This is a genomic window from Mycolicibacterium sp. MU0050 (assembly GCF_963378085.1).
In the GTDB taxonomy this organism is placed as follows: Bacteria; Actinomycetota; Actinomycetes; order Mycobacteriales; family Mycobacteriaceae; genus Mycobacterium; species Mycobacterium wendilense.
Genome location: NZ_OY726395.1, coordinates 3366926 through 3392027 on the forward strand (window position 1 = coordinate 3366926; position 25102 = coordinate 3392027).

Sequence of the window (25102 nt, forward strand, 5' to 3'; positions counted from 1 at the left end):
GTCCGGCGGCAGTCCCGGCTACGGCGCGGTGCCCGGCGCTTCCGGACCGGGTGCCGGCGTTCCCGCCGGCGCCGGCGGGAACAGATTGGGGAACAGCGGTGCGGGCGGCGGCGGGGTCGGCGCCGTCGTCGTTTCCGGGCCGCCCGGCGGCAGCATGAGGTCTCCCGGCGCCGGTTCGGTGGTCGTGGTCGCCGTGGTGTCCTGCGGGTCGGGTGACTCCGGGGCGGTGGTTCCCGTCGTCGTCGTGGGGGTCGTCGTCGTGGGGGTCGTCGTCGTAGGGGTCACGGTGGGCTGCGGCGTACGCACCCGGGTCCGCGGCACCCAGGTGTACTCCGGATCCGGCACGTACCCCGGCGGCACCACCTGTGTGGCGGGGTCCGGCGGCGGCGCCGGCGCATAGGTGTAGTAGGTCCACCACGTCGCGAAGAACGCGATCAGCAGCACCACGGTGGACGTGCGCATCCGCCCGCCGAACAGGTGCGACGGCACCTTGATCCGCGGCCGGCCCGATTCCTGGTCAGTCACCGCCGGCACCCCGCTTCCCCTCCGAAGCGGTCGACGGCAGCGTGTCCACCATCGGCCCGTTGCCGCTGGCCGTGACCACACCGGCCTGGCCCAGGGCGCGCACGACGAGGGCGCGCAGGCGCCGGCCGGCCTCGTACTGCTTGCCCGGCAGGGTCCGCGCCACCATCCGCAGGTTGACGTTGTCGATGCCGATGCTCTCCACGCCCATCAGCGACGGCTGGTCCAGCAGCAGGTCCTTGAGCAGGCGGTCCTCCATCGAGGAGTTGCCGACCTCCTGGAGCACCTCGTTGACCCGGTTCAGGTCGGCCGTCACAGGGATCGGGATGTCCACCACCGCGCGGGCCCAATCCTTGGACATGTTCAGGGACCGGACGATGTTGCCGTTGGGAACCGTGAAGACCTCGCCGTCGGAGGTGCGCAGCTTGGTCACCCGCAGCGTGACCTCCTCGACCGTGCCGACCGATCCGTCCGGTGCGCCGATCATGTTCAGCTCCACCAGGTCGCCGAAGCCGTATTGGCGCTCGGTGATGATGAAGAACCCGGCCAGCAGGTCCTGGACCACCTTCTGGGCGCCGAAGCCGATCGCGGCGCCCAACACCGCCGCGGGCGCCACCAGGGAGCCGATCGGGATGTCGAGGACGTTGGTGATCTGCACGGCCACGATCACGCTGAGCATGACGATCGCCACCCACGAGATCACCGAGGCCACCGCCTGGCGGTGCTTGGAGGCCTCCGAGCGGACCAGCGCGTCGCCGGCCTGGAAACCCTGCTCCAGGCGGCGGGTCACCTTGCGCGACCCCCAGCCGATGAAGCGCGCCGCCAGGGCCGCCCCCAACAGCAGCAGCAGGATCTGCAGGCCGCTGGTCAGGATCCACTGGCCCACGGTGCCGTGCCAGAAGTTGTGCCACTTCTGGGCCCAGTCGAAGGCCAGCACGCTGACCGTGGTGTCAGTCATCGTCTTTCCGGTTGCGCCATCGGATGCCGGCCTCCAGGAAACCGTCGATGTCACCGTCGAGCACGGACGCCGGGTTACCCACCTCGTACTCGGTGCGCAGATCCTTCACCATCTGATACGGGTGCAGGACGTAGGAGCGCATCTGGTTGCCCCACGAGCTGCCGCCGTCGCCCTTGAGCGCGTCCATCTCGGCGCGCTCCTCCAACCGCTTGCGCTCCAACAGCTTTGCCTGCAGCACGCGCATGGCCGCCACCTTGTTCTGCAGCTGCGACTTCTCGTTTTGGCAGGTGACGACGATGCCGGTGGGTATGTGAGTCAGGCGCACCGCGGAGTCGGTGGTGTTGACCGACTGCCCGCCGGGGCCGCTGGAGCGGTAGACGTCCACGCGCACGTCACCCTCGGGGATCTCGATGTGGTCGGTGGTGTCCACCACGGGCAGCACCTCGACGTCGGCAAACGAGGTCTGCCGTCGGCTCTGGTTGTCGAACGGGCTGATCCGCACCAACCGGTGGGTGCCCTGCTCCACCGACAGCGTGCCGTAGGCGAAGGGGGCGTGCACGGCGAACGTCGCGCTCTTGATCCCGGCCTCCTCGGCGTAGGACGTGTCGAACACCTCGACGGGGTAATTGTGCTGCTCCGCCCAGCGGATGTACATCCGCATCAGCATTTCGGCCCAGTCGGCGGCGTCGACACCGCCGGCCCCGGCGCGGATGGTCACCACCGCTTCGCGCTCGTCATACTCACCGGAGAGCAGCGTGCGGACCTCCATGGCCGCGATGTCCTCGCGCAGCGTCGCCAGTTCGGCGTCCGCCTCGGCCGCGGCTGACTCGGCGGCCGCGCCCTCCTCCTCGGCGGCCAGCTCGTAGAGGACCGGCAGGTCTTCCAGGCGCTGGCGGAGCTCCTCGACGCGGCGCAACTCGCCCTGGGCGTAGGACAGATCGCTGGTCACTTTCTGGCCGCGCGCCTGGTCATCCCAGAGGCTCGGGTCGGAGGCTTCCTGCTCGAGTGTTTCGATGCGCTGCCGGAGGCCATCGACGTCGAGCACCCGCTCCACGGTGGTCAGAGTGGTGTCCAGCGCGGCGATATCGGATTGACGGTCGAGGTCCACGGCTGTTCAGGTTACCGGCGCGCCGGTTCTGCCCTGACCACCGGCGGCAATTGGACAGCACGTTTACCATCAGACCCGTAAACACCTTTGGTAGCGCACGACCCCGAGCCCTCGCCGGTCCAGCCCAAGCACCGGCAACGGTCGCCCGCGCCGCAAAGATTCCGCCCCGCCTGCGCGCGACAGCCCCCTTGCGCGCGGCATGGTATCGACAGAAGGTTCCGTCTACATGTCTCAGATGCGCCCCTATCATGTGGCGATCGTCGGCTCTGGCCCCTCCGGATATTTCGCCGCCGCGGCGCTGCTGAAGCAGGCCGACAACGGCGGCGCGGACGTCCGGATCGATATGTTGGAAATGCTGCCCACGCCCTGGGGGCTGGTGCGCTCCGGGGTCGCCCCCGACCACCCGAAGATCAAGACCATCAGCGCCCAGTTCGAGAAGACCGCCGCCGACCCGCGGTTCCGGTTCTTCGGCAACATCACCGCCGGCGAGCACGTGCAGGCCGACGAACTCGCCGAACGCTACGACGCGGTGATCTACGCGATCGGCGCGCAGGCCGACCGGCCGCTGGGCATCCCCGGCGAGGAACTGCCCGGCAGTGTCGCCGCCGTCGACTTCGTCGGTTGGTACAACGCGCACCCGCACTTCGAGCACATGGCCCCGGACCTGGCCGGGCGCCGCGCGGTGGTGGTGGGCAACGGCAACGTCGCGCTGGACGTGGCGCGCATCCTGGTCACCGATCCGGACGTGCTCGGGGCCACCGACATTGCCGACCACGCCCTGGAATCGCTGGGGCCCCGCGGCGTCGAAGAGGTCGTGGTGCTGGGCCGGCGCGGCCCCCTGCAGGCGACGTTCACCACGCTGGAACTGCGCGAACTGGCCGACCTGGAGGGTCTGGCCGATGTCGACATCGTCCTGGATCCCGCGGACTTCGCCGACATCAGCGACGAGGACCTGGAGGCCGCCGGCAAGACGGTCAAGCAGAACATCAAGGTCCTGCGCAGCTACCTCGATCATGAGCGCACTCCCGGCAACCGGCGCATTGTGTTCCGCTTCCGCACGTCGCCCATCGAGATCAAGGGCGACGAGCGGGTGGAGTCGATCGTGTTGGGCCGCAACGAACTTGTCGCCGACGACAGCGGCCGCATCGTCGCCAAGGACACCGGTATCCGCGAGGAGTTGCCCGCGCGGCTGGTGGTGCGCGCCGTCGGGTACCGCGGCCGGCCGGTCCCGGGTCTGCCCTTCGACGACCGCAGCGGCACCATCCCCAACACCGACGGGCAGGTGGACGGCCGCTCCAACGAGTTCGTGGTCGGCTGGATCAAGCGCGGCCCGTCGGGCGTGATCGGCAGTAACAAGAAGGATTCCGCGGCCACCGTCGACCGGCTGCTGGCCGCCCTGGCCGGGACCGAACTGCCCGAGGTGGGCGCGGACTACGCCGAGGAGTTGCAGCAGTGGCTGTTGTCGCGGCAACCGAAGCTGATCACCGGGGAGCACTGGAAGGCCATCGACGCGCACGAGCGCGGCCGCGGTGAACCCACCGGGCGCCCGCGGGTGAAGCTGGCCAGCGTGGCGGACCTGCTGCGGGTGGGCCACGAGTAGTCGCGGGTTCGTGCGATAGCCCGCGAGCGGCCACCTGGGTACCCGCCGCTCGGCGTGTCGCGTACCTGAGTGAGCGCTCGCGCCCCGGAACGGGGTCAGCCCGCTTGCTCGGGCTGACCGAAGCGCCAGTTGTCAGGGTTCTTCGGCGAATACACCACGGGGATCAGTTGCCCCATCGTCGGCCAGCTGTCCACGTCGACCACCATCCGCTGGTACACCACATGTTCTTGGACGGTCGGCCCGTTGATCACGCCGCTGATGGTGACGTACTGCTCGCCGATCTCGTCGGGCCGCGGGCTCACCCCGGTCACCAGCAGCGTGCCGTGCGCCATGTCCGAGCCCGGCCGTGGGCCACGCTTCATGAATCGGGGTCCGATCAACAGGACCAAGGCGCCAACGATCAGGAGCAGCACACCGATTTCCCACACGCACTCATGGTAGGACTCCTGTCATGAGTGACCGCGACGTTCACGACGATCTGCAGCTTGCCCTCACGCTGGCCGACCAGGCCGACGCCATCACGCTGGACCGCTTCGGCGCGCTTGACCTGCGCATCGACACCAAGCCGGACCTGAGCCCGGTCACCGATGCTGACGAGTCCGCCGAGAACGCCCTGCGCGGCGCGTTGACCCGCGAGCGTCCCGCCGACGCGATCTTCGGCGAGGAGTTCGGCGGCGCGCCGCTGCGCAGCGGCCGGCAGTGGGTCATCGACCCGATCGACGGCACCAAGAACTTCGTGCGCGGGGTCCCGGTGTGGTGCACGTTGCTCGCGCTGCTCGACGACGGCGTGCCGGTGGTCGGCGTGGTCAGCGCGCCGGCGCTGGGCCGGCGGTGGTGGGCCGCCCGGGGCGAGGGCGCCTACAGCTCCTTCAACGGCCGCACCCGGCGACTGTCGGTGTCCGGGGTCACCGAACTGAGCGCCGCCAGCCTGTCCTACTCGGACCTGACCACCGGCTGGGAGGACCGCCGGGAGCGGTTCGTGGCGCTCACCGACGAGGTCTGGCGTGTACGGGCGTACGGCGATTTCTGGTCCTACTGCCTGGTGGCCGAAGGCGCGGTCGACATCGCCGTCGAACCCGAGGTCAAGCTGTGGGATCTGGCCCCGCTCGACATCATCGTGCGGGAGGCCGGCGGCCGCTTCACCAGCGTCGACGGGGATTCCGGCCCGCACGGCGGCAGTGCTCTGGCCACCAACGGTCTGCTGCACGAGCAGGTGGTGGACCGCCTCAAAACGGTGTGAATTAGCTTACAAAAGAGCCGTACCTTACTTTGGAGTAAGATACGGTTGTTCACACCTGCTTCCCAACCCCCTCTGAGGCTGCTGACACATGACCACCAATTCCATTCGCCACGAGAGCGCTGTCGGTCTGCAGAAGCACAAGCGCACCGCCACCGACATCGGGCTGGCCCTGATCACCCCGATCGTCGGTCAGGAGTTCCTCGACAAGTACAACCTGCGTGACCCGCTGAACCGCGGACTGCGCTACGGCGTCAAGACGGCGTTCTCCGCGGCGGGCGCCTCCACCCGTCAGTTCAAGCGCGTCCAGGGCCTCGGCAAGGCCCCCACCCGGCTGGAAACCAATGGCGCACAGAAGGGTTCGGACTACTTCGACCTGACCCCCGATGACGATCAGCAGATGATCGTCGACACGGTCCGCGAATTCGCCGAAGAGATCCTGCGTCCGGCCGCCCTCGACGCCGACGAGGCCGCCACCTATCCGCCCGAGCTGCTCGCCAAGGCCGCCGAACTGGGTGTCACCGCGATCAACATTCCCGAAGACTTCGACGGCATCGCCGAGCACCGCTCGACGGTCACCAACGCGCTGGTCGCCGAGGCGCTGGCGTACGGCGACATGGGGCTGGCGCTGCCCATCCTGGCCCCCGGCGGCGTCGCGTCGGCCCTGACCCACTGGGGCAGCGCCGACCAGCAGGCCACCTACCTCAAGGAGTTCGCCGGCGAGAACGTGCCGCAGGCCTGCCTGGCGATCGCCGAGCCGCTCCCGCTGTTCGACCCCACCACGCTGAAGACCACCGCGGTGCGCACCCCCAGCGGGTACCGCCTCGACGGGGTGAAGTCGCTGGTGCCCGCGGCTGCCGATGCCGAAATGTTCATCATTGCAGCACAACTCAACGGCAAGCCCACGCTGTTCATCGTGGAGGCCGACACCACGGGGCTGACCGTCAAGGCCGACCCCAGCATGGGCATCCGCGCCGCCGCACTCGGCCAGGTCGAGCTGGAGAAGGTCTCCGTGCCGCTGTCCGCCCGGCTCGGCGAGGACGTCGCCGAGGCCGAGCACGACCGCACCTACTCCGAGGCCATCGCACTGTCCCGGTTGGGCTGGGCGGCGCTGGCCGTGGGCACCTCGCACGCGGTGCTCGACTACGTCATCCCCTACGTCAAGGAGCGCGAGGCGTTCGGCGAACCCATCGCCCACCGTCAGTCGGTGGCCTTCATGTGCGCCAACATCGCCATCGAGCTCGACGGCCTGCGCCTGATCACCTGGCGCGGCGCCTCCCGCGCCGAGCAGGGCCTGCCGTTCGCCCGCGAGGCGGCGCTGGCGCGCAAGCTCGGCGCCGACAAGGGCATGCAGATCGGCCTGGACGGCGTCCAACTGCTCGGTGGTCACGGCTACACCAAGGAACACCCGGTCGAGCGCTGGTACCGCGATCTGCGGGCCATCGGCGTCGCGGAGGGTGTGGTCGTCCTCTAGGGGCGTCCGCGAGGAAGGGACACAAGAACATGGCAATCAATCTGGAAATGCCCAAGAAGCTGCAGGCCGTCATCGAGAAGGGCCACCAGGGCGCGGCCGAGATGCTGCGACCGATCTCGCGCAAGTACGACGTCAAGGAGCATGCCTACCCGGTCGAGCTGGACACCCTGGCCGACCTGTTCGAGGGCATCTCGGAGGCCAAGACCATCTCGTTCGCCGGGGCGGAGGCCTTCGCCGACAGCGGCCACGACGGCAAGAAGTCGAATATCAACGGCGCCAACATGTCTGCGTTGCTCAACGCGCTGGAGATCAGCTGGGGCGACGTGGCGCTGCTGCTGTCGGTGCCGCGGCAGGGCCTGGGCAACGCGGCGATCTCGTCGGTGGCCACCCCCGAGCAGTTGGAGCGGCTCGGCAAGGACGTCTGGGCGGCCATGGCGATCACCGAACCGGGCTTCGGTTCGGACTCCGCGGCCGTGACCACCACCGCAACGCTCGACGGCGACGAGTACGTCATCAACGGCGAGAAGATCTTCGTGACGGCCGGTTCCCGCGCGTCGCACATCGTGGTGTGGGCGACGCTGGACAAGTCGAAGGGCCGCGCGGCCATCAAGTCGTTCATCGTGCCCCGCGAACACCCCGGGGTCATCGTCGAACGGCTCGAACGCAAGCTGGGCATCAAGGCCTCCGACACCGCGGTGATCCGGTTCGACAATGCCCGCATCCCGAAGGACAACCTGCTGGGCGACCCGGAAATCCACGTGGAGAAGGGTTTTGCCGGGGTCATGGAGACCTTCGACAACACCCGGCCGATCGTGGCGGCGATGGCCGTCGGCGTGGCCCGGGCCGCGCTGGAGGATCTGCGCAAGATCCTCACCGACGCGGGCATCGAGATCTCCTATGACAAGCCCGCTCACGCACAGAGCGCACCCGCGGCCGAGTTCCTGCGCATGGAGGCCGACTGGGAGGCCGGTTACCTGCTGACGGTGCGGTCGGCCTGGCAGGCCGACAACCGGATCCCCAACTCCAAGGAAGCCTCGATGGGCAAGGCCAAGGCCGCCCGGGTGGCCAGCGACATCACCCTCAAGGCCGTCGAAATGGCCGGCACCGTCGGCTATTCCGAGAAGACGCTGCTGGAGAAGTGGGCCCGGGACTCTAAGATCCTGGACATCTTCGAGGGCACCCAGCAGATCCAGCAGCTGGTGGTGGCGCGGCGGCTGCTGGGCCTGTCGTCGGCCGAACTCAAGTAGCCGCAGTCGGTAGGTGCCCGCCGAGTCAAAGTTCGGCGGGCACTTTCTCTTTCGCAACCCGGTGCTCCCGCAGCGCCGGATCCCGCCGGCGCCGACCAGCGACACCGGTCGCATATCGCGCCGTCGGCGGTGCGGGTGTGGCATCGTGATCGGCGACCAGTGGTGCGACGACAGGATGGCGGTTCGGTGGACTCGAAGACCACGACAGCACAGACATCGGTACCGGAACCGGCCCCCGCGCCCGCATCGCCCCTGGCCCGTCATCATCTCCCGATCCCGGACCCCACGCACGTGGGCCTGACGACCTACGACGCCAAGGATCCCAATACCGAGTACCCGCCGATCCAGGAGCTGCGACCTCCGAAGGGCGCACCGAATGTGCTGATCATCCTGCTCGACGACGTCGGCTTCGGCGCCTCCTCGGCCTTCGGCGGGCCCTGCCAGATGCGCGTCGCCGAGCGCCTGGCCGCCGACGGCGTGAAGCTCAACAGGTTTCACACCACCGCGCTGTGCTCCCCCACCCGCCAAGCGATGTTGACCGGCCGCAACCATCACTCGGTCGGGATGGGCGCCATCACCGAGATGGCCACGTCGGCACCGGGCAACAACAGCATCCGGCCCAAGGACAAGGCCCCGGTCGCCGAGACGTTGAAACTCAACGGTTATTCCACGGCACAGTTCGGCAAGTGTCACGAGGTGCCGGTGTGGGAGGTCTCCCCGGTGGGCCCCTTCCACCAGTGGCCCACCGGGTCCGGCTTCGAATACTTCTACGGGTTCGTCGGCGGCGAGGCCAACCAGTACTACCCCGGGCTGTACGAGGGCACCACCCCCGTCGAACCGCCGAAGACCCCGGAAGAGGGGTACACCCTCACCGACGACCTGGCGGACCGCGCCATCACCTGGGTCCGCCAGCAGCAGGCGTTGCTACCGGACAAGCCGTTCTTCATGTACTGGGCCCCCGGCGCCACCCACGCACCGCACCATGTGCCCGAGCAGTGGTCCGCCAAGTACCGCGGTAAGTTCGATGACGGCTGGGATGCGCTGCGCGAACGGATATTTTCTCACCAGCGCAAGCTCGGGGTGGTACCGGAGGATGCCGAGTTGACGGCCCGCCACGACGAGATCCCCGCCTGGGACGACATGCCGGCCGCACTCAAACCCGTGCTGGCCAGGCAGATGGAGATCTACGCGGGGTTCCTCGAGCAGGCCGATCACGCGGCCGGACGCGTCATCGACGCCATCGCCGACCTCGGCGTCCTCGACAACACCCTGATCTACTACATCATCGGCGACAACGGCGCCTCGGCCGAAGGGACCGTCAACGGTTGCTTCAACGAGATGACCACCCTCAACGGCATGCCCGGGATCGAGACCACCGAGTTTCTGCTGTCCAAGATCGACGACTTCGGCACCGCGGCGGCCTACAACCATTACGCGGTGGGATGGGCGCACGCGCTGTGCACGCCGTACCAATGGACCAAACAGGTGGCCTCGCACTGGGGCGGGACGCGCAATGGCACCATCGTGCACTGGCCGAAAGGGTTGCCCGACAAGGGCACCACGCGCAATCAGTTCCACCATGTGATCGACGTCGTCCCCACCATTCTGGCCGCCGCCGGAGTGCCGGCGCCGCACTCGGTCAACGGCATCGCCCAGGCGCCGCTGGAGGGCGTCAGCATGCTGGACACCCTGCGCGATGCCGCCGCGCCGGAGACCCATCAGGTCCAGTACTTCGAGATGATGGGTAACCGCGGCATCTATTTCCAGGGCTGGACCGCGGTGACCAAACACCGCACTCCCTGGAAGGCGGAAACACCCCCGGCCTTCGACGACGACGTCTGGGAACTGTACGGACCCGACGACTGGACTCAGGCCCACGACCTGGCGGCCGAGAACCCCGCCAAACTCGCCGAGCTGCAACGCCTCTGGCTGATCGAGGCGACGAAGTACAACGTCGTGCCGCTCGATGACCGCGGGTTCGAACGGATCAATCCCGACATTGCCGGACGCCCACAGCTGATCAAGGGCAACACCCAACGGCTGTTCTCCGGTATGCGGGTCGCCGAGGGGTGCGTTCTGTCGCTGACGAACAAGTCGCATGCGGTGACGGCGAACATCGAGGTGCCGGCGTCCGGTGCCAACGGTGTGATCGTCACCCAGGGCGGCAGCGCCGGCGGCTGGGCACTCTATGCGCACGAAGGCCGGTTGAAGTACTGCTACAACTTCTTCGGCATCGAGTACTACCCGGTGACCGCGAGCACCGAGATTCCCGCCGGCAGGCATCAGGTTCGGATGGAATTCGCCTACGAGGGAGGCGGTCTGGCCAAGGGCGGCGACGTCACCTTGTATTACGACGGCAAGCCGGTGGGCACCGGACGCGTCGCGCAGACGCAGCCCATGGCATTCTCGGCGGACGAGGCCTGCGACGTCGGTCGTGACACGGGGTCACCGGCCTCGACGGACTATGGGCCTACCGGCAACGCCTTCACCGGGACCATCGATTGGGTGCAGATCGACATCGGCGAGGACAGCCACGATCATCTGGTCACCCCTGAAGATCGCTTCAACATCGCCATGGCCAAGCAGTAGGGCACGGATGGCAGGGCGTGACTCCCGAAGCAGCCGACTCTCCGTCGACGACTGGCTGCAGGCGGGCTACACCATCCTCGCCGAGGACGGTTTGCAGGCTCTCAAGATCGACCGGCTCTGCGCCCGCCTGGGCGTCACCAAGGGCAGCTTCTACTGGCATTTCACCGACATGGCCAGCTACCGCAACGCGCTGCTGGAGTCCTGGGCCGAACAGCGCGGCGGCGAGCACGCGGTCTACCAGCAGATCCGCGACCGCCCGCCCGCGGAGCGGTTGTCGATGCTGATCGCCGCACTGGTCAGCCCGCGACATTGGCGCCTCGAGCGGGCCATGCGGGAGTGGGCGCGCACCGACCCCAGCGTCGCGGCCAGCGTGGAGGCCGCCGACCGCCGGGTGATCCGGACCGTGCGGCAGGCGTTCGTCGACCTCGACTTCGAACCCGAGGAGGCCGACCTGCGCGCGCGCACCACCTTTGCCGCGGGCATCGGGTTCCTGCAGATCGCCGGCAGCAAGACCAACCCGCTGACCGCCGCGCAGCGCGAGCGCTTCCTGCAGTTCATGCTGCGCCCCTGACTGATTTGGGCGTGATTCCGCACGGTGACCGTGGTTGGGTGATCACGCCGAAATCGCCGGGGGGTTGACGGGCAACAGAGCTAAAAGTAAAGTCAGTTTCACTTCTGCTGACCGAGGAGCACATCCATGGAATCCTTCGTTCACCTGCGCAAAGGCAGGACGCCCAAGCGCGTCCACGCCGATCTCGACGGCCTCAAGGACGACGAACTCGGCCGCGGCGGCTTCGTGGGCCGGACCGCCAACATGTACCGGCGCAACGACCCCACCGCCTACCGGACCGTCGGCCCGCTGCGCCCCACCGACGTGCTCAGCTCGGAGCTGAAGCCCTCCGACGCCACCGACCCCCAGGGCGCACCCCTGCTGATGTTCTCCAACGAGGACTGCCTGGTGCTGCTGAGCCGCCGCAGCGAGGAGATGCCGTTCTTCGCGCGCTACGTCGACGGCGATCTGCTGTCCTTCGTGCACCGCGGCTCGGGACGCCTGGAAACCGAACTCGGCCCGCTGGACTACCGCGAGGGCGACTGGGTGTACATCCCGAAAGCCTGTACCTGGCGCCAGATCCCGGCCGAGGAAACCACGATGCTGATGATCCAGGCCACCGACGAGTTCCGGGTACCCCCGCCGGGCACGCTGGGTCGCCACTTCCCGTTCGACCCCGCGCAGGCCACCATCCCGGATCCGCAGCCCATCGACGACGGCGAGGGTCCGCACGTCGACGGCGAGTACGAGGTCCGGCTCATGCACGCCCCGATCGACGGGGTGGGCACCACAAGCCTGTTCTACCAACATCATCCGCTCGACGTGGAGGGGTGGCGCGGGGACAACTTCCCGTTCACCTTCAACATCGAGGACTACACCGTCATCACCTCCGACAGCGTGCACCTGCCGCCCACGGTCCACCTGTTCATGCAGGCCACCGGCGTCTACATCATGAACTTCCTGCCCAAGCCCGCCGAAACCGTCCCCGGCACCGAGCGCACCCCGTGGTACCACCGCAACGTCGACTACGACGAGATCGCGTTCTTCCACGGCGGCTCGCTGTACGGCATCCCGATGCCGCCCGGACTGGTGTCGCATGCGCCGCAGGGCGTCCACCACGGCGCGCCCGAGAAGGCCCGCGAGCGCGCCCGCCGCAAGTTCGACGACTATGACCGGGTGGACTGGTCGGTGATCGCGATCGACACCCGCCGCCGCCTGGTTCCCTCCGCCGAAATCCTCGCCAACGATCTGGGGCAACACTGAGATGACGAGCACCGATACGAAAACCGCTGCGACCCCCGCCAAGTTCGAGTATGACCGCATCCCGTATCTGGTCGCCTACCAGAACAATTCGGGCGTGCGCGACGTGTACGGCGGGGTCGCCGAGTTGGTGGTGCTGGAGAGCTATCTGCTCAAGCCCAAGGACCGCCCGTCCGACACGGTGCTGATCTTCATGCACCCCATCGGGGGTGGGGCCTACCTGCCGATGATCAACGGGTTGGCCCGCGCCGGGCACCACGTCATCTACTGCAACAGCCGCTTCCGGGGCACCGATTCGGCGTTGCTGATGGAGAAGGTGGTCGAGGACCTCGGCGAGTGCATCAAGGACGCCAAGAACCGCCTCGGCTACGACAAGGTGGTGCTGGCGGGCTGGAGCGGCGGCGGTTCGCTGTCGGTGTTCTACCAGCAGCAGGCGCAGAACCCGACCGTGACCGCCAGCCCGTCCGGCGACGGGCCGGACCTCACCAAGCTGGGCCTGATCCCCGCCGACGCCATCATGCTGCTCGCGGCCCACGTCAGCCGGCACGGGACCATGACCGAATGGCTGGACGCCTCGATCCTCGACGAGTCCGACCCGAGCAAGCGCGACCCGGAGCTGGATCTCTACAACCCGGACAATCCGAATCAGCCGCCCTACTCCCCCGAGTTCCTGGACCGCTATCGCGAGGCCCAGATCGCCCGAAACCGCCGAATCACCAAGTGGGTGAAGGAGAAGCTCGCCGAGCTCGAGGCCGCCGGCCGCCCGGACGACGAGTTCGCCTTCGTGGTGCACGGCACCATGGCCGATCCCCGCTGGCTGGACCCGACCGTCGATCCCAACGACCGCAAACCCGGAACCTGCTACCTGGGTGACCCCCAGGTGGTCAACAACTCGCCGGTCGGTCTGGCCCGGTTCTGCACCCTGCGCAGCTGGCTGTCGCAGTGGAGCTACGACGACGCCAACGGCGACGCGGTCAAGGCCGGGCCCGACATCAAGATCCCCGCGCTGGTGATCGGCAACCTGGCCGACGACGCATGCACCCCAAGCCACACCCGCCGGCTGTTCGAGGCGATCGGGCACCCCGACAAGGAGATGCACGAAATCGCCGGGGCCAACCACTATTACGCGGGTCCCGACCAACGCGACACGCTGCGGGAGGCCGTCGGCATCTGCACCGACTGGCTGCACCGCCACGGTCTGTCCCTGGAGACGGCGTGACCCCCACCGGGCCGCTGGACGGCATCCGCGTCATCGAGGTCGGCACGCTGATCTCCGGGCCGTTCGCGGGCCGGCTACTGGGCGACATGGGCGCCGAGGTCATCAAGATCGAACCCCCCGGCGCCCCGGACCCGCTGCGCACCTGGGGGCAGGCCGAACTCGACGGCGAACACTTCTTCTGGACCGTGCACGCCCGCAACAAGAAGGCCGTCACGCTGAATCTGCGGGAGCCGCAGGGCCGGGAGCTGTTCCTGGAGCTGGTGGACAACTCCGACATCATCGTCGAGAACTTCCGCCCGGGCACGCTGGAGAAGTGGAACCTGGGCTACGACGTTCTGGCGCAGCGCAATCCGGGCATCATCCTGGTGCGGGTGTCGGGCTACGGCCAGACCGGCCCGGAGGCCCACAAGGCCGGCTACGCGTCGGTGGCCGAGGCCGCCAGCGGGCTGCGGCACATGAACGGCTTCCCCGGTGGGCCGCCGCCGCGGCTCGCGCTGTCGCTCGGCGACAGCCTGGCGGGCATGTTCGCCGCGCAAGGCGCGCTGGCGGCGCTGTATCGCCGGACGGTCACCGGCACCGGGCAGATCGTCGACGCCGCGCTCACCGAATCGTGTCTGGCCATCCAGGAATCCACCATCCCGGACTACGACATCGGCGGCGTCGTGCGCGGCCCGTCGGGCACCCGACTGGAGGGCATCGCACCGTCGAACATCTACCGCAGCTCCGACGGCAGCTGGGTGGTGATCGCCGCCAACCAGGACACCGTCTTCCGCCGCCTCTGCGAGGCAATGGGCCGCCCGGAGCTGGCCACCGACGACCGCTTTGTCAATCACGTTGCGCGGGGCCGCAATCAGGACGAGCTCGACAAGATCATCGGCGAGTGGGCCGCCCAGCGTCCGCCGGCCGAGATCATCGACACGCTCTCGAAGGCCGGCGTGATCTCCGGACCCATCAACACCGTGGCCGAGGTGGTCGCCGACCCGCAACTCAACGCCCGCGGGATGATCGCCGATCACTTCGACGAGCGGATCGGCCGCAACGTCAAGGGTCCGGGCGTGGTCCCGGTCCTCTCCGAATCCCCGGGCACCATCCGGTCCGCGGGGCCGGCCCGCCCCGGGCAGCACAACGACGAGGTCTACCGCGGACTGCTCGGCCGCAGCGCGGCCGACCTCGAACGGTTGCAGGCCGAAGGAGTGTTATGAGCGAGCTACCCGCCCAGGTCACCATCCGCGAGGTCGCGCTGCGCGACGGCCTGCAGATCGAAGAGCCGATCTCGTTGGACGCCAAGGTCGAACTGCTCGAGGCCGTGGTCGCCACCGGGGTCCGCGAGGTCGAGGCCACCGCTTTCGTCTCGCCGTCGAAGGTGCCGGCCCTGGCCGACGCCGAGCAGTTCGCGACCGAGCTGAAGCGGTTCACCGGCCCCGAGTACGACGTGGAGTTCTCCGCGCTGGTCGCCAGCCCGAACGGCGCGCGCCGGGCGCTCGCCGCCGGGCTCAACTCAATCGAGTACGTGGTGTCGGCCGCGGATTCGCACAGCCGCGCCAACGTGGGCCGCGGCACCGACGAGGCCACCGTCGCGATCGCCGATGTACTGGGCATCGCCCGCGACCACGGCGCCACCCTGGAGGTCATCGTCGCGACGGCCTGGGACTGCCCGTTCGACGGCCCGACACCCCCGCAGCGCGTCCTCGACATCGTCAGCGCGGCTTGCGATCTCGGAGTGGACCGCATCGCCATTGCCGACACCATCGGGACCGCCACCCCGCGGCGGGCCGGTGACCTGCTGACCCGGGTACGGCAGATCATCGGCGACACCCCGCTGGGTGCACACTTCCACAACACCCGCGGGGCAGGTCTGGCCAGCGCGTACGCGGCCGTGCAGGCGGGCGTGACCCGCCTCGACGCGTCGGTCGGCGGTCTCGGCGGCTGCCCGTTCGCCCCCGGGGCCAGCGGCAACATCGCCACCGAGGACCTGGTGTATCTGCTGCGCGACAGCGGCGTCGATACCGGTCTCGACCTGCCGCGGACCATCGAGGCCGCGGCCGTGGCGCAGCGCCTCGTCGGCCACGAACTGCCCAGTTCGCTACTGCGAGCCGGTGACCGGATCGGCGGCTAGATGACGCCGCGCACGCTATCCAGCAAGGGCCAGCAGACCCGGGACGCCATCGAGCAGGCGGCCCGGAAACTGTTTGCCGAGCGTGGTTTTCACGGCACCACGCTGGCCGACATCACCTCAGCGGCGGGCAAGTCCTCGGCGGCGTTCTACCGCTACTTCGACGACAAGGAAGACCTGCTGGCGGCGCTGGCCCAGAGCTTCCTGCAGGACATCGTGGCGCCGTCGGGCACCGATCTGCGCTGGCCCCGATCCCCCGAGGACACCGAGTTCTTCACCGCGGCTGTCACCGGCTACTGGAACATGTTCAAGCAGAACTTCGGCATCATGGTGGCCGTCGCCCAACTCGGCGCGGGCCAGCCGCGATTCGCCGAGGTGCAGAACGCGTTTCGCCGCTTCGGGATGGACATCGTGCGCGCTTCGGTGCACGCCGCCCGCGAGCAGGGGTACGCCGAAGATCTGGACCCCGACCACCTGGCCCTGGCGATCGCGTTGATGTTCGAACAGTTCACCACGGTGTACCTGCGCCCGGACGCCGCGGCGCTGGGCGTCCGCACCACCGACGACGATGCCGTACACACCCTTGCGACCATCTGGCGAAAGACGCTGTACGGTCGCTAACCAGAGCTACCCGAGGAGTCAATCGTGGATTTCACCCTGCCGGATCACCTGCCCGGCCTGCTCGCCGAGATGGACGCCTTCATCGAGGCCGAGATCAAGCCGCTGGAACGCGAGAACATGCAGTACTTCGATCGGCGCCGGGAGTTCGCCCGCACCGATCTGAACAACGGCGGCATCCCCAATCGGGAGTGGGAGGACCTGCTCGACGAGATGCGCCGGCGCGCCGACAAGGCGGGCTGGCTGCGCTACGGCCTGCCGTCGGAGTTCGGCGGCCGCGACGGCAGCAACCTCGACATGGCCGTCATCCGAGAACATCTGGCGCACAAGGGTCTTGGGCTGCACAACGACCTGCAGGACGAGTCGTCGATCGTCGGGAACTTCCCGCAGGTGATCATGATGTCGCGGTTCGGCACCGAGGCCCAGAAGAATGACTGGTGCGAGGCGCTGATCACCGGCGAGAAGTCCATGGCGTTCGGGTTGAGCGAACCCAACCACGGCAGCGACGCCACCTGGCTGGAGACCCGCGCCGTGCGCGACGGCGACAGCTGGGTCATCAACGGCACCAAGCGCTGGAACACCGGCGTGCACCGCGCCACCCATGACCTCATCTTCGCCCGCACCTCCGGGGAGCCCGGCCAGGCCACCGGCATCACGGCGTTTCTGGTGCCCTGTGACTCCGAGGGCTTCGAGGTCCCCTATTACTGGTGGACGTTCAACATGCCCAGCGACCACGCGGAGGTGGAACTCAAGGACGTCCGGGTGCCGGCGGACGCGGTGCTCGGCGAGGTGGACCGCGGCCTCGAGGTGGGCCAGACGTTCCTGCACGAGAACCGGATTCGGCAGGCCGCCAGCAGCCTGGGCGCCGCACAGTACTGCATCGACCGGGCCGCGGACTACGCCGCCGAGCGGATCGTCTTCGGCAAGCCGTTGTCGGTGAACCAGGCCGTCCAGTGGCCCCTGGCCGAACTGCAGACCGACGCGCAGATGGTGCGACTGCTGGTGTACTACGCGGCCTGGCATCTGGACCGCGACCACCACATGGAGGTCTCCGACAAGGTCTCGATGGCCAACTACCGCGCCAACCGGCTGGTGTGCGAGGCCGCCGACCGCGCCATGCAGATCCACGGCGGTCTGGGCTACAGCCGCCACGAACCGTTCGAGCACATCTACCGGCACCACCGTCGTTACCGCATCACCGAGGGCACCGAGGAGATCCAGATCCGCCGGGTCGCCCAGCGGATGCTCAAGTTCGGCCGCAAATGACCGACTTCACCGAGGCGCTCACGGCGGTGCTGCGGCCCGTCCTCGGGGAGACGGTGACGGTCACCGACCTGACCCGGCTCACCGGTGGCGCCAGCCGCACCACCTGGTCGTTCACCGCGAACACCGACACCGGGCCGCGGGCGTTGATCCTGCGCACCGGGCCACCGGACGAGGTGCACGCCAGCATGGAACTCGAGGCCCGGGTGCAGGCGCTGGCCGCCGAACAGGGTGCCGCGGTACCCGAGATCATCACCGCGTCGAACTCCGTTGAACCGCTGGGCAATCCGTACCTGATCTGCACCGCGATCGCCGGGGAGACCATCGTCCGGCGGATCTACCGCGGCCTCGACGACCAACGCCGGGCGAACCTGCTGCGGCAGTGCGCCGAGGCCCTGGTGCACATCCACCGGATCGATCCGGCGCGGGCCGACCTCACCGTCGAGGACCCGGTGGCGCAGCTGCGCGCCCAACTCGACGGCACCGGGGACACCACCGCCACCTTCGAGTTCGCGTTCCGGTGGCTCGACCGGAATCGGCCCGCCACGGCCACCCCCACCCTGGTGCACGGAGACTTCCGGATGGGGAACCTGATCGTCGACGAATCCGGGCTGGCCGCGGTGCTGGACTGGGAGTTGGTGCACGCCGGCGACCCGGTGGAGGACCTCGCCTGGTTCTGCATCCGGGCCTGGCGGTTCGGGGCGCCGCGCAGCCTCGAGGCGGGTGGGCTGGGCAGCGTCGAGGACTTGCTGGCCGCCTATCACGACGCCGGCGGCGCCGCCGTCGACCGCGACGCGTTCCGCTGGTGGCTGGTGCTGTCGACGTTGAAGTGGGGCGTCATCTGCCGCTTCCAGGCCGAGCGCCACCTGTCCGGGCAGACCCCGTCGGTGGAGTTGGCGACCATCGGGCGCCGGGTCTGCGAGACGGAATGGGACCTGCTGAACCTGCTGGAGGAGCGATGACCGCCTTGCATGGCCGGCCGACCGCCGCCGAACTGGTGGCCGCCGTCGCCGATTTCCTGGACCAGGACGTCCGCGCCGCCACCGAGGGGCAGGTGAACTTCCACGCCCGCGTCGCCGCCAATGCCCTGCGGATGGTGCAGCGGGAGTTGACCGCGACCGGCGCCGCCGAGGTGAACCAGGTGCTCGCCGGGCTGGGGGCCACCGACGAGGCGCAGTTGGCGGCCGCGATCCGGAACGGCGACTTCGACGAACGCGCCGACGAATTGCTGCCCGGGCTCCGGGTGCTGGTCGGCCACCGGCTGGCCGCCGCCCATCCGGGTTACACCGAGGAGTGAGCGTGGCCATCGACCGGGCGAGCATCCTCGACGTCGCCGACCGCCTGTTCGCGGCGATAGAACGCGCCGACACCGACACCATCGAGGCGTTGTTCGACGCCGACATCCTGGTCTGGCACAGCGGCGACGCCGCCGACAACGAACGCGCCCGCGCGCTGCGGGTGATCAAGTGGTTCATCGACCGCACCAGCACCCGCCGCTACGAGATCTTCGACCGGCAGGTCTTCGAGTCCGGCTTTGTCCAGCAGCACATCCTGCACGCCGCCGGCGCCGACGGCGCGAGGATCGCGTTGCGCGTGGGCATCGTGATCAAGCTGGCCGATAACGGCCTGATCAGTCGGATCGACGAGTACTTCGACCCCAGGGACATGGCCCCGTTGCTGTAGCGGGGGGACCCGCGCAACCAAAAGCGGCCAGGCCGAACGAATGTGGCCGTAGCATCGGCGTCGTGGCCGACACTTCCGTGCGCGTGCTGGTGTACAGCGACAACCCCCGCACCCGCGAGCAGGTCTTGCTGGCGCTGGGCAAGCGGGTGCATCCCGACCTGCCCGACCTGGACTATCTCGAGGTCGCCACGGAGCCCGTCGTGATTCAGCAGATGGACGCCGGGGGCATCGACCTGGCCATCCTCGACGGGGAGGCCACGCCGGCGGGCGGGATGGGGATCGCCAAGCAACTCAAGGACGAGCTGGCGGTGTGCCCGCCGATCCTGGTGCTGACCGGCCGCCGCGACGACGCCTGGCTGGCGAAATGGTCCCGCGCAGAGGCCGCGGTGCCGCATCCGATCGACCCCATCGAGCTGGGTGAGGCCGTGGTCCGCCTACTGCGCGCGACCCGCCCCGAAACACGCGCCTGAACCGGCGCAATCGCCGCGCGAAATATTTTGCCGCCCTTACTCATTCACAGGATCTGAGACTTTCTGGGCGTTTCCTGCGCGGTTGTGTCGATCCTAGCCAAAACGCGTCGGGGCGACGGTCAAGATCGCTAGGCTGTGTGCTAGCTCACATCGACAGCCCGAGCGAGGGAGCGCAGCAGTACCCATGGAGCTCTACACGCCCATCCTGGTTCTGGGGGCCATCGCGACCGCCTTCGCGGTCGGTTCGGTCGGCATAGCGCTGGTGATCGGCCCCCGCCGCTTCAATCGCGCCAAGGTCATGGCCTACGAATGCGGGGTGGAGCCCGCGGCGCAAGACGCCGGCAGCGGCCGGTTCCCCATCAAGTTCTACCTGGTGGCCATGTCGTTCATCATCTTCGACATCGAGATCGTCTTCCTCTACCCGTGGGCCGTGGCGTTCGACAACCTCGGGTTGTTCGGGGTGATCGCCGTGGCGCTGTTCATCTTCAACGTGTCGGTCGCCTACGCGTACGAGTGGCGGCGGGGAGGCTTGAATTGGGACTAGAGGAACAGCTGCCCGGCGGCATCCTGCTCACGACGGTCGAGAAGGCCGCGGGCTTCGTGCGCAAAGGGTCGTTGTGGCCGGCGACCTTCGGGCTGGCCTGCTGCGCCATCGAGATGATGGCCACCGCGGGACCGCGCTTCGACATCGCCCGGTTCGGCATGGAGCGGTTCTCGGCCACGCCCCGACAGGCGGACCTGATGATCGTGGCCGGGCGGGTCAGCCAGAAGATGGCGCCGGTGCTGCGGCAGGTCTACGACCAGATGGTCGAACCGAAGTGGGTGCTGGCGATGGGGGTCTGTGCCTCCTCCGGCGGGATGTTCAACAACTACGCGATCCTGCAGGGCGTCGACCATGTGGTCCCGGTGGACATCTACCTGCCGGGCTGTCCGCCGCGGCCGGAGATGCTGCTCAACGCGCTGCTGACGCTGCACGCCAAGATCGCCGAGATGCCGTTGGGTGTGCACCGCGACGAGGTCATCGCCGCCGCCGAGAAGGCCGCGCTCGACTCCCCGCCCACCATCGAACTCAAGGGGCTGTTGCGGTGAGCCCGCACGACCCGGCCGAACCCGAGGTCATCGACGTCCGCACCGGCATGTTCGGCGCCGAGGGCACCGGCGACACCTCCGGCTACGGGCGGCTGGTGCGCGAGGTGGCGCTGCCCGGCAGCAGCCCGCGGCCCTACGGCGGCTACTTCGACGAGGTCGTCGACCGCCTTGCCGACGTGCTCGGAGCCGACTTCCGCGCGGCCGTGGAGCGCGTCGTGGTCCACCGCGATCAGCTGACACTGGAGATCCGCCGTGAGCAGTTGCCGTCGGTGGCCCGCGCGCTGCGCGACGACGAGGCGTTGCGGTTCGAGCTGTGCGCCGGGGTCTCCGGAGTGCACTACCCCGGCGACGAGGGCCGCGAACTGCACGCGGTGTACCCGCTGATGTCGATCACCCACAATCGGCGCATCCAGCTCGAGACCACCTGCCCGGACGCCGACCCCCATGTGCCGTCGCTGTTTTCGGTCTACCCCACCGTCGACTGGCACGAACGGGAAACCTATGACTTCTTCGGGATCATCTTCGACGGCCATCCCGCGCTGACCCGCATCGAGATGCCCGACGACTGGGTCGGGCATCCGCAGCGCAAGGACTATCCCCTCGGTGGTGTGCCCGTGGAATACCACGGCGCGCAGATCCCGCCGCCCGACGAACGCAGGGCGTATCACTGACATGACCGACACCACGGAACGCACCGTCACCCTCGGCGGCCAGGACTGGGACGAGATCGTCGCACTGGCCCGGGAATCCGCGCACGGCTCCGCCGGCGAACGCATCGTGGTCAACATGGGGCCGCAGCACCCGTCGACCCACGGGGTGTTGCGACTGATCCTCGAGATCGAGGGTGAGACCGTCGTCCAGGCGCGCTGCGGAATCGGCTACCTGCACACCGGGATCGAGAAGAACCTCGAGTACCGGAACTGGACCCAGGGCGTCACGTTCGTCACCCGGATGGACTACCTGTCCCCGTTCTTCAACGAGACCGCGTACTGCCTCGGTGTCGAGAAGCTGCTGGGGATCACCGACCAGATCCCCGAACGCGCCAGCGTCATCCGGGTGATGCTGATGGAACTCAACCGGATCTCCAGCCACCTGGTGGCGCTGGCCACCGGGGGCATGGAACTCGGCGCCATGAGCGCGATGTTCTACGGCTTCCGCGAGCGCGAAGAGGTGCTCACGGTGTTCGAGGCCATCACCGGGCTGCGGATGAACCACGCCTACATCCGGCCCGGCGGACTGGCGGCCGACCTGCCCGACGGCGGTGTCGAGAAGGTGGCCGCGCTGCTGAAGCTGCTGCCGGGCCGGCTCGGCGAGTTCGAGGCGTTGCTGCGCGAGAACCCGATCTGGAAGGCGCGCAACGTCGGAATCGGGTTCCTGGACCTGACCGGCTGCATGGCGCTCGGCGTCACCGGGCCGGTGCTGCGCGCCACCGGACTCCCGCACGATCTGCGCAAGGCGCAGCCGTACTGCGGTTACGAGACCTACGAATTCGACGTCATCACCGGCTCCCACTGCGACTGCTATGACCGCTACGTCATCCGGGTCGAGGAGATGAAACAGTCGCTGAAGATCGTCGAGCAATGCCTCGACCGGCTGCGGCCCGGCCCGGTGATGATCGAGGACAAGAAGCTGGCCTGGCCGGCGGACCTGACGCTGGGTCCCGACGGACTGGGCAACAGCCCCGCCCACATCGCCCGGATCATGGGCCAGTCGATGGAGGGTCTGATCCATCACTTCAAGCTGGTGACCGAGGGGTTCCGGGTGCCCGCCGGCCAGTGCTACGTCGCGGTCGAGTCCCCGCGCGGCGAACTCGGCGTGCACATGGTCTCCGACGGCGGCACCCGCCCGTACCGGGTGCACTACCGCGACCCGTCGTTCACGAATCTGCAAGCGGTGGCCGCGATGTGCGAGGGCGGCATGGTCGCCGACCTGATCTCCGCGGTCGCCTCCATCGATCCCGTCATGGGCGGGGTGGATCGATGACCGACGGCCAGCAGATCAACAACCGCACCGTCGACCTCACGCTGGGCCCCCGCCCCGACGAACCCGGGCCACCCATCGGTGGCCCGCTGACCTACCCGGCGGAGGTCGCGGAGCGATTGGCCACCGACGCCGCGGTGATCATCGCCCGCTATCCGCAGTCGCGCTCGGCTCTGTTGCCCCTGCTACACCTGGTCCAGGCCGAGGACGGCTACCTGACCGCCGCCGGAATCTCCTTCTGCGCAGCACAACTCGGACTGACCGACGCCGAGGTCACCGCGGTGGCGACGTTCTACTCGATGTACCGCCGCACCCCCACCGGCAAGTATCTGGTGGGCGTGTGCACCAACACGCTGTGCGCGATCATGGGCGGCGACGCGATTCTCGAGACCCTCGAGCAGCACCTCGACGTGCAACCGGGGCAGACCACCGAGGACGACCGGATCACCCTCGAACACCTCGAATGCAACGCCGCCTGCGACTACGCGCCGGTGATCATGGTGAACTGGGAGTTCTTCGACAACCAAACCCCTTCCAGCGCCCGTGATCTCGTCGACCGGCTGCGCGCGGAGAAGCCCGTGATCGCCACCCGCGGCGGCCGGATCTGCTCGTTCGCCGAAACCGCGCGCACCCTGGCCGGATTGCCCGACCCGGACCGGCCACCGGACCAATCCGGCCCGGGCGCGGCCACACTCGCCGGGCTGCGGGTGGCCCAGGCGCTGGGCATGACCGCGAGCGAGGGAGAGCAGTGACCGCGCTGAGTCCGGTGTTGAGCCGGTTCTGGGACGAAGAGCAGCCCTGGTCGCTGGCGACCTATCGGCGCCACGACGGTTACCGCGCCCTGGACAAGGCGCTCTCGATGCCGCCCGACGACATCATCGCGCTGATCAAGGAGTCCGGCCTGCGGGGCCGCGGCGGCGCGGGGTTCCCCACCGGGACCAAGTGGTCGTTCATTCCGCAGGACGCGACCGGCCCGGGCGTCAAGCCGCATTACCTGGTGGTCAACGCCGACGAGTCCGAACCCGGTACCTGCAAAGACATCCCGCTGATGTTGACCACCCCGCACTTCCTCGTCGAGGGGGCGATCATCGCGGCGTACGCCATCCGGGCCAACCACGCCTTCATCTACCTGCGCGGCGAGGTCGTCCCGGTGCTGCGGCGACTGCAGGCCGCCGTCGCCGAGGCCTACGAGGCCGGCTATCTGGGCCGCGACATCGGCGGGTCCGGGTTCGACCTGGAACTGATCGTGCACGCCGGCGCGGGCGCCTACATCTGCGGCGAGGAGACCGCCCTGCTGGACTCGCTGGAGGGCCGTCGCGGCCAACCCCGGCTGCGTCCCCCGTTCCCGGCGGTGGCCGGGCTGTACGCCTGCCCGACGGTGGTCAACAACGTCGAATCCATTGCGTCGGTGCCGCCGGTGGTGCTGAACGGGGTCGACTGGTTCAAGTCGATGGGGTCCGAGAAGTCCCCCGGGTTCACGCTGTACTCGCTGTCCGGGCACGTCACCACCCCCGGGCAGTACGAGGCCCCGCTGGGCATCACGCTGCGCGAGCTGCTGTCCTACGCCGGCGGGGTGCGCCCGGGTCACGAGCTGAAGTTCTGGACCCCGGGCGGCTCCTCGACGCCGCTGCTCACCGCCGAGCACCTCGACATCCCGCTGGACTACGAGGGCGTGGCCGGGGCGGGATCGATGCTGGGCACCAAGGCATTACAGATCTTCGACGAGACCACGTGCGTGGTGCGGGCGGTGGCGCGCTGGACCGACTTCTACGCCCACGAGTCCTGCGGCAAGTGCACCCCCTGCCGGGAGGGCACCTTCTGGCTCAAGCAGATCTACCACCGCCTGGAGAACGGCCAGGGCACCGCCGAAGACCTCGACAAGCTGCTCGACATCTCCGACATCGTGCTCGGAAAGTCGTTCTGCGCGCTCGGGGACGGGGCCGCGATGCCCATCCAGTCGTCGCTGAAGTACTTCCGCGCCGAGTACGAGGCCCATCTGAGCGGCGGGTGCCCGTTCGACCCGCGCGCCTCGATGCTCGTCGCACCGGAGGAGGTGGACGCATGACGACCGGTCCGATCTCCCGCGAGCGCTCACCGTTGTACAGCTTCGACCCCGTTTTCC

General features: G+C 68.6%; 26 protein-coding genes. 22 read left to right on the top strand and 4 right to left on the bottom strand.

Annotation, left to right across the window (positions count from 1 at the left end; all coding sequences use genetic code 11):
* Positions 1–18: 18 nt before the first annotated feature.
* Genes R2K23_RS15985 through prfB form a run of 3 tightly spaced genes read right to left on the bottom strand, consistent with a single transcriptional unit; the run spans position 19 to position 2588 of the window.
* Entirely contained in the window at positions 19–525 is a 507-nt protein-coding gene (locus R2K23_RS15985; RefSeq protein ID WP_316510553.1) for a hypothetical protein, read from the bottom strand.
* Positions 518–1480, bottom strand: coding sequence for a mechanosensitive ion channel family protein (locus tag R2K23_RS15990; RefSeq protein WP_316510554.1), 963 nt, complete (start codon positions 1478–1480; stop codon positions 518–520). The genes R2K23_RS15985 and R2K23_RS15990 overlap by 8 nt, the downstream gene beginning before the upstream one ends.
* On the bottom strand, positions 1473–2588 hold the full coding sequence (prfB, locus tag R2K23_RS15995; protein WP_316510555.1) for a peptide chain release factor 2: 1116 nt from the start codon (positions 2586–2588) through the stop codon (positions 1473–1475). Before prfB ends, R2K23_RS15990 begins: the two co-directional genes overlap by 8 nt.
* 226 nt (positions 2589–2814) lie before the next feature.
* On the opposite strand from prfB, the gene R2K23_RS16000 reads away from it, so the two are divergent.
* Entirely contained in the window at positions 2815–4188 is a 1374-nt protein-coding gene (locus tag R2K23_RS16000) for an FAD-dependent oxidoreductase (protein WP_316510556.1), read from the top strand.
* Positions 4189–4283: 95 nt separating this feature from the next.
* Here the strand turns inward: R2K23_RS16000 and R2K23_RS16005 are convergent, their stop codons facing one another.
* Positions 4284–4616: a hypothetical protein gene (locus R2K23_RS16005; protein ID WP_316510557.1), complete on the bottom strand. Its 333-nt coding sequence runs from the start codon at positions 4614–4616 to the stop codon at positions 4284–4286.
* A 23-nt stretch (positions 4617–4639) separates the two neighbouring features.
* On the opposite strand from R2K23_RS16005, the gene hisN reads away from it, so the two are divergent.
* The 21 genes from hisN (at position 4640) to nuoF (ending at position 25045) form a co-directional block, all read left to right on the top strand.
* Positions 4640–5428, top strand: a complete 789-nt coding sequence (gene hisN / locus R2K23_RS16010) for a histidinol-phosphatase (RefSeq protein ID WP_316510558.1) — start codon at positions 4640–4642, stop codon at positions 5426–5428.
* A gap of 88 nt (positions 5429–5516) precedes the next feature.
* The gene (locus R2K23_RS16015; protein ID WP_316510559.1) at positions 5517–6899 is read left to right on the top strand and encodes an acyl-CoA dehydrogenase family protein; all 1383 of its coding nucleotides are present in this window, start codon (positions 5517–5519) and stop codon (positions 6897–6899) included.
* A 29-nt stretch (positions 6900–6928) separates the two neighbouring features.
* Positions 6929–8146, top strand: coding sequence for an acyl-CoA dehydrogenase family protein (locus R2K23_RS16020; RefSeq protein ID WP_316510560.1), 1218 nt, complete (start codon positions 6929–6931; stop codon positions 8144–8146).
* 252 nt (positions 8147–8398) lie between these two features.
* Positions 8399–10735 carry an arylsulfatase gene (locus R2K23_RS16025; protein WP_316517326.1) on the top strand — a complete coding sequence of 779 codons (2337 nt, stop codon included), beginning with the start codon at positions 8399–8401 and terminating at the stop codon, positions 10733–10735.
* Between the two features lie 7 nt (positions 10736–10742).
* Complete coding sequence (locus R2K23_RS16030; RefSeq protein WP_316510561.1) at positions 10743–11306, top strand: TetR/AcrR family transcriptional regulator; 564 nt, start codon at positions 10743–10745, stop codon at positions 11304–11306.
* A 126-nt stretch (positions 11307–11432) separates the two neighbouring features.
* A complete protein-coding gene (locus tag R2K23_RS16035; RefSeq protein ID WP_316510562.1) occupies positions 11433–12548 on the top strand; it encodes a homogentisate 1,2-dioxygenase in 1116 nt (371 codons plus the stop codon).
* 1 nt (position 12549) lies between these two features.
* The gene (locus R2K23_RS16040) at positions 12550–13764 is read left to right on the top strand and encodes an alpha/beta hydrolase family protein (RefSeq protein ID WP_316510563.1); all 1215 of its coding nucleotides are present in this window, start codon (positions 12550–12552) and stop codon (positions 13762–13764) included.
* Positions 13761–14966, top strand: a complete 1206-nt coding sequence (locus tag R2K23_RS16045; RefSeq protein ID WP_316510564.1) for a CaiB/BaiF CoA transferase family protein — start codon at positions 13761–13763, stop codon at positions 14964–14966. Before R2K23_RS16040 ends, R2K23_RS16045 begins: the two co-directional genes overlap by 4 nt.
* Positions 14963–15880 (top strand): hydroxymethylglutaryl-CoA lyase, encoded by a 918-nt coding sequence (locus tag R2K23_RS16050; protein ID WP_316510565.1) that lies wholly within the window; start codon positions 14963–14965, stop codon positions 15878–15880. The genes R2K23_RS16045 and R2K23_RS16050 overlap by 4 nt, the downstream gene beginning before the upstream one ends.
* The gene (locus R2K23_RS16055) at positions 15881–16498 is read left to right on the top strand and encodes a TetR/AcrR family transcriptional regulator (protein ID WP_316510566.1); all 618 of its coding nucleotides are present in this window, start codon (positions 15881–15883) and stop codon (positions 16496–16498) included.
* Positions 16499–16522: 24 nt separating this feature from the next.
* Positions 16523–17761: an acyl-CoA dehydrogenase family protein gene (locus tag R2K23_RS16060; RefSeq protein WP_316510567.1), complete on the top strand. Its 1239-nt coding sequence runs from the start codon at positions 16523–16525 to the stop codon at positions 17759–17761.
* On the top strand, positions 17758–18720 hold the full coding sequence (locus R2K23_RS16065; RefSeq protein ID WP_316510568.1) for a phosphotransferase family protein: 963 nt from the start codon (positions 17758–17760) through the stop codon (positions 18718–18720). Before R2K23_RS16060 ends, R2K23_RS16065 begins: the two co-directional genes overlap by 4 nt.
* Entirely contained in the window at positions 18717–19055 is a 339-nt protein-coding gene (locus R2K23_RS16070) for a DUF6285 domain-containing protein (protein WP_316510569.1), read from the top strand. Before R2K23_RS16065 ends, R2K23_RS16070 begins: the two co-directional genes overlap by 4 nt.
* 2 nt (positions 19056–19057) lie before the next feature.
* A complete protein-coding gene (locus tag R2K23_RS16075) occupies positions 19058–19441 on the top strand; it encodes a nuclear transport factor 2 family protein (RefSeq protein WP_316510570.1) in 384 nt (127 codons plus the stop codon).
* 62 nt (positions 19442–19503) lie between these two features.
* Positions 19504–19911: an Rv3143 family two-component system response regulator gene (locus R2K23_RS16080; RefSeq protein WP_316510571.1), complete on the top strand. Its 408-nt coding sequence runs from the start codon at positions 19504–19506 to the stop codon at positions 19909–19911.
* A gap of 184 nt (positions 19912–20095) precedes the next feature.
* A complete protein-coding gene (locus R2K23_RS16085; protein ID WP_316510572.1) occupies positions 20096–20455 on the top strand; it encodes an NADH-quinone oxidoreductase subunit A in 360 nt (119 codons plus the stop codon).
* Positions 20446–21000 (top strand): NuoB/complex I 20 kDa subunit family protein, encoded by a 555-nt coding sequence (locus R2K23_RS16090; protein ID WP_316510573.1) that lies wholly within the window; start codon positions 20446–20448, stop codon positions 20998–21000. Before R2K23_RS16085 ends, R2K23_RS16090 begins: the two co-directional genes overlap by 10 nt.
* A complete protein-coding gene (locus tag R2K23_RS16095) occupies positions 20997–21671 on the top strand; it encodes an NADH-quinone oxidoreductase subunit C (RefSeq protein WP_316510574.1) in 675 nt (224 codons plus the stop codon). Before R2K23_RS16090 ends, R2K23_RS16095 begins: the two co-directional genes overlap by 4 nt.
* Position 21672: 1 nt before the next feature.
* Positions 21673–22983: an NADH dehydrogenase (quinone) subunit D gene (nuoD, locus tag R2K23_RS16100; RefSeq protein WP_316510575.1), complete on the top strand. Its 1311-nt coding sequence runs from the start codon at positions 21673–21675 to the stop codon at positions 22981–22983.
* On the top strand, positions 22980–23732 hold the full coding sequence (gene nuoE, locus R2K23_RS16105) for an NADH-quinone oxidoreductase subunit NuoE (protein WP_316510576.1): 753 nt from the start codon (positions 22980–22982) through the stop codon (positions 23730–23732). Before nuoD ends, nuoE begins: the two co-directional genes overlap by 4 nt.
* Positions 23729–25045, top strand: a complete 1317-nt coding sequence (gene nuoF / locus R2K23_RS16110) for an NADH-quinone oxidoreductase subunit NuoF (protein WP_316510577.1) — start codon at positions 23729–23731, stop codon at positions 25043–25045. Before nuoE ends, nuoF begins: the two co-directional genes overlap by 4 nt.
* The last annotated feature ends 57 nt before the right edge of the window (positions 25046–25102 follow it).

Excerpts from the sequence above, each read along its gene's own strand:
- nuoD (WP_316510575.1), top strand. The coding sequence starts at position 21,673 with ATGACCGACACCACGGAACGCACCGTCACCCTCGGCGGCCAGGACTGG.
- R2K23_RS16085 (WP_316510572.1), top strand. The coding sequence starts at position 20,096 with ATGGAGCTCTACACGCCCATCCTGGTTCTGGGGGCCATCGCGACCGCC.
- R2K23_RS16050 (WP_316510565.1), top strand. The coding sequence starts at position 14,963 with ATGAGCGAGCTACCCGCCCAGGTCACCATCCGCGAGGTCGCGCTGCGC.
- R2K23_RS16070 (WP_316510569.1), top strand. The coding sequence starts at position 18,717 with ATGACCGCCTTGCATGGCCGGCCGACCGCCGCCGAACTGGTGGCCGCC.
- R2K23_RS16015 (WP_316510559.1), top strand. The coding sequence starts at position 5,517 with ATGACCACCAATTCCATTCGCCACGAGAGCGCTGTCGGTCTGCAGAAG.
- R2K23_RS16055 (WP_316510566.1), top strand. The coding sequence starts at position 15,881 with ATGACGCCGCGCACGCTATCCAGCAAGGGCCAGCAGACCCGGGACGCC.
- nuoE (WP_316510576.1), top strand. The coding sequence starts at position 22,980 with ATGACCGACGGCCAGCAGATCAACAACCGCACCGTCGACCTCACGCTG.
- R2K23_RS15990 (WP_316510554.1), bottom strand. The coding sequence starts at position 1,480 with ATGACTGACACCACGGTCAGCGTGCTGGCCTTCGACTGGGCCCAGAAG.
- R2K23_RS16035 (WP_316510562.1), top strand. The coding sequence starts at position 11,433 with ATGGAATCCTTCGTTCACCTGCGCAAAGGCAGGACGCCCAAGCGCGTC.
- R2K23_RS16040 (WP_316510563.1), top strand. The coding sequence starts at position 12,550 with ATGACGAGCACCGATACGAAAACCGCTGCGACCCCCGCCAAGTTCGAG.
- R2K23_RS16000 (WP_316510556.1), top strand. The coding sequence starts at position 2,815 with ATGTCTCAGATGCGCCCCTATCATGTGGCGATCGTCGGCTCTGGCCCC.
- R2K23_RS16030 (WP_316510561.1), top strand. The coding sequence starts at position 10,743 with ATGGCAGGGCGTGACTCCCGAAGCAGCCGACTCTCCGTCGACGACTGG.
- R2K23_RS16065 (WP_316510568.1), top strand. The coding sequence starts at position 17,758 with ATGACCGACTTCACCGAGGCGCTCACGGCGGTGCTGCGGCCCGTCCTC.
- R2K23_RS16020 (WP_316510560.1), top strand. The coding sequence starts at position 6,929 with ATGGCAATCAATCTGGAAATGCCCAAGAAGCTGCAGGCCGTCATCGAG.
- hisN (WP_316510558.1), top strand. The coding sequence starts at position 4,640 with ATGAGTGACCGCGACGTTCACGACGATCTGCAGCTTGCCCTCACGCTG.